Origin of the sequence: Photobacterium profundum, assembly GCF_003026285.1 — a bacterium.
GTDB classification, from domain to species: Bacteria; Pseudomonadota; Gammaproteobacteria; order Enterobacterales; family Vibrionaceae; genus Photobacterium; species Photobacterium profundum.
This window is the reverse complement of sequence record NZ_PYOD01000003.1, coordinates 168,717-180,842: the sequence shown is the minus strand read 5'-3', so window position 1 is coordinate 180,842 and position 12,126 is coordinate 168,717. Positions and strand designations below refer to the sequence as shown.

Genomic DNA, 12,126 nt, shown 5'->3' with positions numbered 1-12,126 from the left:
CTTTGCGAATTAGCTTACTTCACAAGTACTTCTCTATTGGTAATAACTGTAAGAAGCGTGATTGAAATCGCTCCCATCGGCCTGTCTCTGGTTCGCTTTCCCAGCTTTTTTGACCTGAATACCAACGGACTTCGCCTTCTTGTAATTTCAATCGCCAGCTATTATCCTCGTTCATCGCCTGTTCTATATCATCAGCAAGACTTTCAGCAACACTTTGATTTTCAATGACTAGAATAGACTCGGTGTTAAGGTAGGTTGAACGTAAGTTGAAGTTAAAAGAGCCGATGCTAGCCACGCGTCTGTCAAAAACAGCAGACTTAGCATGAAGACCATAAGCTAAGGTCGGAGCGCATTTAGACACGTCTCGAGTAGATTCTTCACACAGATTAGTGTCTGGTTTCAACTCAAACAACTGTATGCCGTGTTCAAGCATGTCCTGACGTCGACCTGCGTAGCCAGAGTGGTTAGTTGTTAGATCATTAGAGGCCATTGAATTGGTCAATGCTGTTATCTGAACGCCATTACTAGTCAATTTCTGCACCTCTTCTAATTGACGATCATCAAATATGAGGTATGCAGATTCCAATAATATTTCTTGCTCAGATTCACGAGCTAGTTCAGCCAATACTCTGGCAGTCGCCTTCGGTTCACTGGTGTTATCTTCGTCGACTGGTACTGGTCGGTCAGAAACAAAACGAGCTTGAACCCAAGTCATCTCACCCATTAAATCTTTTAAGAATCGATTTGCTGCCTTACTTCCTTCTGGCAAGGCGGGATAATTCTTGTAACTAGGCGCGGCAATCGCATCTAACACTGGCTTATATGGTGCGACTTCACCTCCCAGTAAATCGACTGGGTAAGACCAACGGCTGTCCCAGTATTCTCCAAAGCTAGCTTGGATGTCGGTAACTACCGAGCCCATTACCAATACATCGCGGTCACGAAAATTGATTTCATCAGAAAGGTCAAAATATTCATCACCGATATTACGCCCACCAACAATGGAAAAAGCACCATCAACGGTAAATGATTTATTGTGCATGCGGCGGTTTAGACGAGAGAAATCACCTAAGAAATTTAGCCACTTTGTGACGCCACGACGAGTTGGGATAGGATTAAATATACGGATCTCGATTTGAGGATGAGAATCAAGAGCAACGAGCAGATCCTCTCGTTCATTAAGATTAATATCATCCAGCATTACACGGACTTTAACACCACGATCTGCAGCCGCTATCAAACGGTTTGCTAGGTAGTGACCCGAAGCATCTGAATTCCATATGTAATACTGAATATCGATACTGTGTTCGGCGGTTTCGATTAATGCCAACCGCTGCGCCAATGCGTCCCAGCCTATATCTTGCAGCAGAATCGCACTCGTTTCTTGAGTAGACTGTTGAAGCTGATAAATGTCACTCAATTCGGACAATGTACTCGTTAATGGAGTGGCTACAGGCTCATTAGGATGATTAACCTCTTCGGGAAGTGATGCGCACCCAGTGAGAATAGCGACAAAGAATAGGGTTATATGAATACGTTGGAACACAGACATTTATTAAACTTCCTTTTTTAACTTTGAGTAACCAATTCTGGCTCTATCTGCTAATTATTTCTGGTGAAGCCTGAAATTGATAGGTACTTGTCTATAAAAAATAGTATACCAAACTGGCTACCTTCCCCTGCTACTGAATAATTACATTGAAACACAATGGGACAAAAACTTGCTGGAGATGAAAGTCCATTCGTGGTCGTGAGCTGTTAAATTTGGTCGAGTCATAAAATCGACTATAACTTGTTCATACGTAATAAAAAAGCCGAGTACATTGAATGTACTCGGCTTTTAGCATTTACAACGTCGTTCAACTGATCATATCAACCCTAACCGATCAGTTTTGATTATACGTTTGCACTACTTTTTCCAACTCAACCACTTCTGGTTCAGGAATGTTTTCATCTGGATATGCGTCACGCACCTTCTCTGTAAGCCCCTTCGCAAAGACTTGATAAAGAACACGTGTTGACACTGTAATCGGATATTGTAGATCTTGAGGTAATTCAAAGCGCTCGCTACGCGTTTCACCCGACTTAATTCTCGTATCTTTACCAATTTTCACATAGCGCCAAAAACGTAGACCGACAGGCTTGCCGTCTTTATCGACACCGACTTTAATGAATTTACGCGCATCTTTCGGTATATAACCATCTTTCATTACACCACTGGTATATACGGTTTTTCCATTTACGTCAGTCACAATAACTTCTAGCCAAACCTGCCGCCTTGCACCACCCGGCATATCATGCCCGGAATTAACATTAGTAACGTTAGCTATAAATTGATTACCATCTTTGTTTACTGAAAGGGTTAATGCCGTTTTGAGTATGTCGATACTCATTTTCTTGTGTTCTGGATTACGCATCCCAGTGAAGTAATAGTTCCCTCCCACTAGATGATGTGAACGTAAGTTCGATTTTACTGGTCCATCATTTGTTGATTGACCACCAACGCGATTATCAAAATCAGTTACATCTTGGGTCATGTGGCAATCGATACAGGTTTTATTTTTCTTCGGGTCATCGGGGGCATTAAAAGGTGATGCCAGCCACTCACCAAAGTTGTCGTTAACATTTGCCCCCTGACCTGTTGTAAATTCATTATGGCATGTCGCGCAATATAACGAACTCTGGTACAAATCAGGATTTGAATACGATGCTTTATGCTTCGCTGGAAGTGCATTAATCTGTTTTTCAGACAACCATTTCAGCATGCTATTTTTTGCATCTTCAAAGACATAACTCTCGCGATCTTTAATGTTAACGGTCATGTCTGTATTACCACCAGCATTTTCAGCTTTGGTTACCCGATGACAGAAAACACAGCCTGTTCCACGTTCACTCACAGATTTTCCATGTGCGAATGCTTCTTTTAAATCTTGTCCACCTTTACTGTACATATCGCCAAAACCTGACAACGCTTTCGTATCGTTGTTAATCACCATTTGCGGTGCATGGCAACCTCGGCAAAGTACCCGAAACTCTTCCCCTTCGCTTTGTGCAGCAACATCTTCTTGGAACCGATAGTACGGATGATCCATGTTCATACCATGGTTAGAATCTGCCCACTGGTCATAAATGGTAGTATGACAATCAGCACACTCTGCCGAGTTCACCCATTCGTCAGGGTGTGTATAACGTTTTCTATCATCAAGTCGAAGCCATGTTGAAAGATAAGGTAAGTTTTCAGGGGCTCGAACATATTCATTCAATGCAGACATCATTTTTGCCGCTTCAAGTGGCGGGCTTTCTACGCTGATAAGAGGTAAAGCATCCTCTCTTGGATCACCGCCCATTCCGCCCTGTGTCTTTTGAATAATGTCGATATATGCACCAATTACATCACCTGCAATCATCTTTCTAACATCGACGTGACCCGTCACCGCGTTGCTAAACCGATCTTTTTTACCATCTTCCATTAACTGGCGATTGGTAAAATTAAAGCCATCCAAATGACAGGAATTACAGCTCATCCAAAAGTCTCCTGCCATTGGGAAGTTCGGAGAATCTGCAATATTGGCACTGTTAAATAAAGTTTTACCTTCACGAAGCTGCTTCGGTAGTGGATCTGCCTTCACCAAATCAGCAAAATTGGCTTGCGTTAATTTAACCTTGGCAAATGGGCCCGCAGCCCCAGTATCAAACTTAGCAATGTCTAATGACATCGCGTTTTGTACATAAAGCTCTCGTCCATTAATCAATAGACCTCTTGGGTTATTGCCGGGAACATTACGGTATATTTGAGTTGCTTTAACCCCACCTTGAAACTTCTTACGACGGTGACGTTTTTTGTTCTTCTTACCTTGCCGCGATAAATCAAACACCATCAGGTCTTCTGAGCCTGCAAGGGTGAAAATGACCTTTTTACCATCATCGGTAAAGGCGCCATCATGTGGGTTAGAGACAATACGTACTCGGTTGCCACTTTCTATTATATTAATTTGCTTAAATAACTGCTTACGCTCATCAATGATTTCATGTTCATCGCCAACCGTCAGGTCTAAAAGAGAAATCGTTGGAAAGACTGTCGACTGAAACTGAAAGTCATGCCCGAACGACCACAAGACATGAGGCAACCAAGCCTGAGTACCGTCAGGAGAAATTACAATGTTATCCAGTAAACGAGGTTTGCCCTGAGGGTTTGTTTTAACCGAGTCGGCCTCACTATCCACTAATTGAATCGTTTTAGTCAATTTTGGCTGTTTCTTGGTTACATCATAAATAGAAACCTGACCAGACAGCGAATGCGTCACCAGCAGGCGACCATCGTCCGTCAAAGCTAGACCACGAGGCGTTGATGCTGTATCAAGCGTTTGTGTGATATCTCCCTGTCGATTTATGACTAGCAGCTTATCGCGTTCAAAACTGGTTACATAAAATTGCTGGTTCAACGCATCAAATACCACCCCAAAAGGACGAGAAGGTACAGCTGTTACTTGTTTAGTTTGTAATGTTTTAGCATCAAGAAGAACAACCTGATCATTTAAATAATCAGTCGCCAATAACAATTTGCCATCATTGGTCAGCGCAATGCGTCGAATGTCTCGACCAATGGTTGATTCATTGACCAACGCACCCGTTTCTCGATCAAGAATACTGACACTTCCGGCATCAAAATTAGCGCTAATAATTTGTGTTTTTTCCTGACTAAACAACATTGAGCTGCTTTTCTCTGAGCCAAATACCGATTGACTCAACAGCACTAACATCAACAGAAAAAGCTGCTTTGCAGGCTTATATTTACTACTTAACATCATTCGCCTATCCACTCACATTTTTTCAAGCCAGTAAGCTGAGTCACTGACTAATTTGATATAAAAAAAGACGCCTTTCACCAATAAATCTTGGAAGGAACTGCGTAACCAACGTCTGCTGGTCTAATCGTGTTCCTGATAATCGCCAAGCACTCTTAGGTGCCTGTTTCGCCGCTGCGCGTAATGCCCATTTACTGCTGGGGTAATACATGTCGTAGATTGAATAGCTCGCCAACTGATCGCGCAATAGGTTTACACTATAGTTGGTGCCCACAACATTCACTTGCGGGTGCGCTTTAATCCAAACTATCGCTTGTTGAATCGGTGCTTCCCGCTGTACCGATGAATACGTTTGATAACCTAGCGATAAACAATACAAAACAGCACCAACAGCACAGATATGCGCTGGATTTATCAACATTTTATTGGCAATATCGCTATGCGCTAATAAGGCTAATTGAACCGAAAAGACAACTAAAAACACAAATAGAACAGGTGCCCAATGCCTCAAGTTATCAGGGTTTTGCCCCACAGTTACCCAAAGCCAATACATGCCAGCAATAGCTGCAATCAAGGCTAGTTTTTGCTTTATTCCGTGTGATGTTGAATGGTTAACACCCAGACCAAACTTTGATGACAATCCGCTATACATTGCACAAAACAGTGATAAAGCAGCACACCCGACACCAACCCAACCAAAGCCCTTGCTTAAAGAGACATACCATTGATGAAGACTATTCGTATTACCTTCTGCGGTATTACCCCAAATCGAAAAGTGCCCTAACGTAAAACGCCGACCCTCTTCGAAATAAGCAGCGCCATCGTGCGCCCAAATATAAAGCAAACAACCAGCACCAATAACAGCGATAACAACACCAGCTTGTAAATATGCACGTATTGTAGAACTCGTACGATCCTCCCAATAGGGTACTAATAGCATTGCGAAAGCTAACGGCATATAAGAAGGACGCGTCGCCAGCATTAAACCTAGCCACAAACCAACCCTCCCATTTTTCTGTTGCATTGCAGCAATCAAAGCCATTAGAAACAACATGATTGCTGCTGAATCCGACAGCCCACTGAGTGCTATCGACGCAAGCAGCGGTTGCCCCAATGCCAGCAAACACCCCAAAGTTGCAGCCGCCCATGAACCACAAAGCACTAACACTAAGCGAGCAACAAGTACGGGGATCATCATCGCTGACAATAATGAAACCCATATAGGAGCAATCGTTACATCAACCCAAATCGCGGCTATTCGAGCAAAACCGATAAACGCCGGATAACCAGGAAAATGAGGACGAAACTCTAAAACTGAAAAACGTACAACACCCCGTGAGAAATTCAGCGCATCATCACTGGTTAACGCCATAGGGAAACTGCGTATCCCCCCCCACCACAGTACGTATACAGACGTGATGACGAGTAAACAACAAAGCTTATACCTCGTTGTATTAAAACGGCTGTTTACCAATAATGAGTGATACATTAATCACTCATTCAATGGGTTAATTGCATTTATTAACAAATCACGCTGCTGTTTAAATACCGCTGGATCAGCGGGCGCTTGACCAACCCCGAATACTCCAGGATTACCAATCGCGCTCAATACTCCTTGAATTGCCGATACTGCTTGCTGTCGTTGGGTGTCATCAAGCTTGGGTAACAGCAAATCAAGAAACAACTTACTTTTCACCACTAGCACTTTCGCTACCTGATAATCAGCCAAGTTATTTTCTGCTCCATCTAATCGACGAACGATCTCTTCAAACACGGCACGATCCATCACCGACTCCACCTTAGCGGCATCTTTTTCAGCCAAAGCTTGTGTCATGGGGGTCATTAAATCTACTTTGTGTTCATTCAGTAAATACGTAAATTCGTCGTTCAAACCATCAACAGTCGATTTAACCGTCGCGAAATCATTATTAGCCAGTGCCTGCATGATGGTTTCTCGCCCATCAATAACAGGTTCTTTCCCTGCAGCCGCGTAGGAATACGCCTGACTTACGGTGCTGGTCATCAGCCCTAAACAAACAACGAAGCATAAGCGTAATACACGTGCAGATATGATTAGTTTCATCTATTTCTCCTTGTACCAAGGCATGGCTTTAAGCCACGCTTTGCACTTCAATCACTGTCTTTTCATTACGAAAATCGAAAATTTCTCGTCGTCGGTCAACACCATCAATAATCGATTCTGCTGCCATCATGCCCATTTCCATTGCTGTATCGGTGAAGATATAACGGAACGTGCCCTGACGACCAGTCATGATCAGATTGTCAAACTGCGACAAATGAGTAATAGCCTTTTCACGTTTAGCTTGATAAGTCATGTCCATCAATGGATAGGCATGCTCGGTATAAGAGGTGAAATATTCCTTCGTTGCATGCTTAGGATCGACACCTAGCGTTTCAAGGTCCTTCAATACTCGTTGCTGCAGCTGGTCACCCTGCATATTCCACACGTCATCACCTTTATCACATGGGATCTCGATCATGACGGAAGTACGCCCTTCAGGAGACATGAAAGATGAACGACGTTTAGGTTCTTGCAGTCGTGTGCCCAGAATTTCCGGATCAGACAAATACTGCCATGTATTATCAGAGACATTTTCAACCTCCATCGGCATATTAAGAAAACGTAACGACCTGAACGTGAGCTCACTGTCGAAGCCTGTTAACTTACACATCAGCGACAATGGCAATGTCGATATAACCTGATCACACGCCAGCGTTTTCACTGTATCTTCATGTTGATATTCAATGACTTCTATCTGGTTATCTGCATTCACTTTTACGCCACAAACATCGCTATTTAGAACAATCTCAACCCCTCTTTTTTCTAACTCTTCTGCTAAGCGTGTATATAGTTGTCCAAATCCCAGTTTTGGGTAACGATACTGGCGAGCATATGTACGTACCGACGAACGACGCCCCGGTAATAAACGGCGAGCAACGTCTTTTAAATCCATTAGACTGATTCGTTGAGATGCCCAATCACCTGATAATGTCGCCGGATCAATCCCCCACAGTTTAGCGGTGTAGCCTTCAAAAAAGTTTTTATACAACGTGGTACCAAAGCGACTTTCTATCCATTGTGCAAAGCTTACCGCTGATTGGTCTTGTGGCTTCGGTTTGAATAATTGTTTGCCCAGATCAATAGCACCGCCAACCAACAAAGGTAACGGTGCATTTTTAATTAAATCAACTAAGGCAAGCGGGTACTGGTAAATACGTCCACGGTAACGAATAACACTTTTACGTTGTGCAAAAAGTAAATCGTCCCCCATAAGCTCATCGACAAACGAAAGCAATTTAGGGTTTTTAGTTATGAAGCGGTGTCCGCCGAAATCAAAGCGATATTCACCGTGCTCACCCTTAAATGTCTGAGTCGCACACATTCCACCAACATGATCATCACGATCAAGAATGGTAACTTGATACCCTGCTTCCACTAACTCCCACGCAGCCATTAAGCCAGCAGGACCTGCACCTAGTACGGCTATATGTTTATTTGTTGAATGACTCATGCTTGTTTATAGCCTCGGTGCCAGAAAAAAGTGAAAGTGAACATGTAACCGCCCCACACTACTAGCTGTAGTAAACCTGGTGACGAGTTATAACCGAATAGTGCTCGTAAGAAAGTACCAAATACACCGCGGTCATCTAAGATGTGTGAAATATCAAAAAGCTGGGCATGAAGAATAGGAAGTATATGAGCGGCTTGCAGCATATTGATAGCTGATGACAACAGACCTGCCGCAATGATAATAATGAATAAGCTTGTCCAGCGGAAAAACGAACGTAACGGTACATTACGGGTACCTTTTAGCATTACCCATACCAATAACAATGCGCACACTAACCCAGCAATAGCCCCGATAAGTGCATCTTGAGTACTGAATTCTCCCATGCTTGAATACATTAATGCAGAGAAAAATAGAATGGTTTCAAAACCTTCTCGTAATACTGCTAACGTTGATAGTAAAATCAATCCCCATAAATTACCGGTACTGACCATATCTGTTAGTTCTTTTTGCATTTGAGCAACTTGGTTTTTAGCTTGGCGCTGCATCCAAATCGCCATATACGTCAATACGATGGTGGCAAAAATCAATATGCCAGCCATCAAATAGTTACGGTATAGCTCGTTACTAAACTGATCAACAACAACCTGAAACACAACAGCAACAGCTAAAGAAAGCAGTAGCCCAACAAATGCCCCTAAATAAATGTACTTGTTATAATGTCGTGCATTTAATTTTGCTAGGTACGACAAAGCGATACCGACTAATAGAAATGCCTCTAACCCTTCGCGAAGGGTAATTAAAAAACTGGGTAACATGAATTCCTCACTATAAATACATGTGATTTAATTCGGCCTTTTCGGCTCTCATCGTATTAAGTATTTTTTAACATTCATGACACTCCAACGCATCGCATGTCGAAACACTAATGGTGCTAACAACCAAGATGAGTAAAAGTGTACATTTTGAATAATCACGCCCAAGGTATTCCCCGGCGTACCATAGAAAAACAAGTAAAAACCACTAAGGCTGCAAGCAATAAGCAACCACTCAATCGCAGTACCTGTTTGACGCAGGAATGGCTTTTTGCTGGATTGTATTAGTCGACGATGGGCAGCCCAAAAAGCCCCTACCACAATCGAAAATAGAGTAACGCCAACAAGCATGTGAAATAACAATGTCCAACGTTCAACTTGCCAACTGGTGTTGATCGTATCCCACAACAGTAATCCACTAAAAAACATCAAATAAAGTAACGATTCAGCCCATTTATGGTGATAAGCCAAATGCTGCCACCACAAACTAAGGCGGCTCATAGTAGGTTTATGATCTGACATTACAGATATCGACATAACAACAACCCATTCACTGCAATGCAGAGCATTGCGCGATAATGAACAAAAACGACAAAGGCAGCGACTTATGATCGCTGCCTAAATGGGTAACTAACACGCTCTATTGATTACTCAACGCTAGCCTTGTTAGCCATTGTCATTGCTGTACCAAACTTACCGCCAGCGGCAATAATTTGTGGTACACCATCTTCATCGGTATCAGTTGATAGGCTACCTTTCACTTGGTTTTCACCAGAATCGCCCATCCACTCAGCCATTTGCATTCCGCCATTAATAACAGTGCGGAACCAGCTAACATAGCGATCCGTTAGTGCTGTTAATTCTAGTGCTGACTCATTTTCACCTTCTTCATTTTTTAGGTGAAGAATCGCTTCACGTAAACCACCTGAAATTGCAGCTTCGGTATAAGGCGTATGAATTGTCGCCTTACCCGGCACAGTTGCCCATGTATTGATACCCTTATCAAACATGTTCTTATCAACGGCAAGGTAAATTGAACGAGCTGCTTGCTTATACTTCACATCATCGGTTGCAAGGTAAGCGGCTACAAGACCACGAATTGCAGCAAATTGTGCATCAAGTGATTTATTTTTGCTGTGCGTATTGGCTTTACCTAACGTCAGGCCATCGAACACAAGACCGTCTTTATCAACTAATTGATTAATAATGAAATCGGCCTGACCTTTAATCATCGCAAGTGCTTGCTTGCCTGCATCTGTTTTCAGATCTACATTGCCAGAATCAGCTGAAGCGTAGCCAACCGGTAAAGCATCTTTCGCGCGTTGGTAAATAGACAGAGCAACAAGCGAGTATGCAGCGTCATAAGTATCTACCTTATTACCTTGCTTACCGTCTTTGTATTCTGTTACTAAGGTGCCTTTTTCTTTGTTGTAATGCAGTGCTGCAATGTTCTTGAAGAGTAAGTTGGAAATGTTGTTTGCCAACGAGAATGCATCATCTGCAATTACGTCATTCTTATCATTCGAATCAATGTTTACCGCTGGTGATGCAGCAAAAGGAGCACCATCAAACACAGCTAAGAATGCAGGATTTTGCGCACTGTTCGCTGTACGTTGATCACTGAAAGCGAAGAACTCAGAAACAGGCCACAATGCCGACCACGTATCACGCAGCGTTGATGAACCATCAGTAACACTCAAGCTTGCAATAGAGTTCACGCCATTATCAGAGCCCTCTGTAACTGCAACTTTATGTGCAAACCAAATTGGTCCCTTAGCTGGATCATAATCAGGACCGAATGCTACACCCAGTTTTTTACCATCAAATCCAAGCTGTTGCTGCATAATCAATAGCTTATCGATAGAAATTTCTGTCAGCATCATGCCGTTAAAGCCATCGGCAGCAGAAACACCCAAGCTGTGCTTGCCGTCTAAATCCATTTTTGCAGATTCAGCTTCAACTTCTTCATCAGTCGTTGTTACGTGCATGCCACCTAAGAAATCTTGTGCCCACATCACTTCTTTTAAAAGAATGCCGCCAGTTGCTGCAGGACTGAATGACTTATCGAATGACGCTTCGTTCCAAGCTAACGATTTATAATCACGAAAATAAGCTGGTACCACTGTCTGTACTGTTTTGCTGTTACCTTTCGCAGTGGTTATTTCAACTTCGTCACCATTTACCGTAGTTACATCAGGCTTTTGAGCAAACTCAGGGCTACCAGATACATATGGAATAGAAATCGGGTACATGTTCTGAGGAATTTCACTAGCAGGGAAACCTACAGCTGCTGCCATCTCGATAACACGCTTACCCAGATCTGACATCTTGCCGCCACGTGCACGGTTAACAGGTCCATTAACTAGGTGCGGCCCCATTGTTGACTGATAATTCAGTGCGTACATCGCCTCTTCTGAGTATTCATAGCTCTCGATACCAGCAGCAAAATCAAAAGGTGTTGGATCATCAGCGACATTTGGATCAAGTACATCCAAATCTAAACCAAGAGATTCAGCTAACGGTTCACCCGAAAGCTCAAACTCGGTATAGGCTAAAAAGTTACCAGCTGGTTCATGGGTTTTATCTAATACTTTCACTTGAGCTGTAGCACTCACTGCTGACGAAAACACTGCAGCAGTAATAGCGATACTAAGAATTGATTTCTTCACGTTTTATCCTTTTTATTTTTTCATCTCATTGAGCAAGCTTGATGCCTAAATCGTTTTTTATATCCATCAAACGAGAATAGTTCGCATTCTACATGTTTCTAAATGTAAATGCAGCAATGAAAATCATTATTATTTGCATTATTGATCCAAATCAAACCATTATGAGCACGCATACATAAGAAAAGAAGTATTGATACAACCCATAAAGTTGAGTGCAAAACAATCAAATAAGACAAAAAATCGAAAGGTTCGATGAAACTTGTATCGAAAGAAATGTAAGTAGGTGTTAAGCAGAGTTCGGTAAGGT

The 12,126-nt window shown here is 42.6% G+C and carries 8 protein-coding genes; all 8 read right to left on the bottom strand.

All coding sequences use genetic code 11. From position 1 onward, the window contains the following. Positions 1 to 19: 19 nt before the first annotated feature. Positions 20 to 1,552, bottom strand: coding sequence for a phospholipase D family protein (locus C9J48_RS10310; RefSeq protein WP_006229898.1), 1,533 nt, complete (start codon positions 1,550 to 1,552; stop codon positions 20 to 22). Positions 1,553 to 1,886: 334 nt separating this feature from the next. Further along, positions 1,887 to 4,808, bottom strand: a complete 2,922-nt coding sequence (locus C9J48_RS10305; protein WP_006229899.1) for a cytochrome D1 domain-containing protein — start codon at positions 4,806 to 4,808, stop codon at positions 1,887 to 1,889. Positions 4,809 to 4,848: 40 nt separating this feature from the next. Continuing rightward, the gene (locus C9J48_RS10300) at positions 4,849 to 6,294 is read right to left on the bottom strand and encodes a hypothetical protein (protein WP_050764827.1); all 1,446 of its coding nucleotides are present in this window, start codon (positions 6,292 to 6,294) and stop codon (positions 4,849 to 4,851) included. A gap of 3 nt (positions 6,295 to 6,297) precedes the next feature. Then, on the bottom strand, positions 6,298 to 6,888 hold the full coding sequence (locus C9J48_RS10295; protein WP_006229902.1) for a hypothetical protein: 591 nt from the start codon (positions 6,886 to 6,888) through the stop codon (positions 6,298 to 6,300). Positions 6,889 to 6,916: 28 nt separating this feature from the next. Continuing rightward, positions 6,917 to 8,338, bottom strand: coding sequence for an NAD(P)/FAD-dependent oxidoreductase (locus C9J48_RS10290; RefSeq protein WP_006229903.1), 1,422 nt, complete (start codon positions 8,336 to 8,338; stop codon positions 6,917 to 6,919). Then, entirely contained in the window at positions 8,335 to 9,153 is an 819-nt protein-coding gene (locus tag C9J48_RS10285) for an FTR1 family iron permease (RefSeq protein ID WP_006229904.1), read from the bottom strand. Before C9J48_RS10285 ends, C9J48_RS10290 begins: the two co-directional genes overlap by 4 nt. Positions 9,154 to 9,201: 48 nt before the next feature. Then, positions 9,202 to 9,687 carry a hypothetical protein gene (locus C9J48_RS10280; protein ID WP_006229905.1) on the bottom strand — a complete coding sequence of 162 codons (486 nt, stop codon included), beginning with the start codon at positions 9,685 to 9,687 and terminating at the stop codon, positions 9,202 to 9,204. A 110-nt stretch (positions 9,688 to 9,797) separates the two neighbouring features. After that, positions 9,798 to 11,819 (bottom strand): hypothetical protein, encoded by a 2,022-nt coding sequence (locus C9J48_RS10275; RefSeq protein ID WP_006229906.1) that lies wholly within the window; start codon positions 11,817 to 11,819, stop codon positions 9,798 to 9,800. Positions 11,820 to 12,126: the final 307 nt, after the last annotated feature.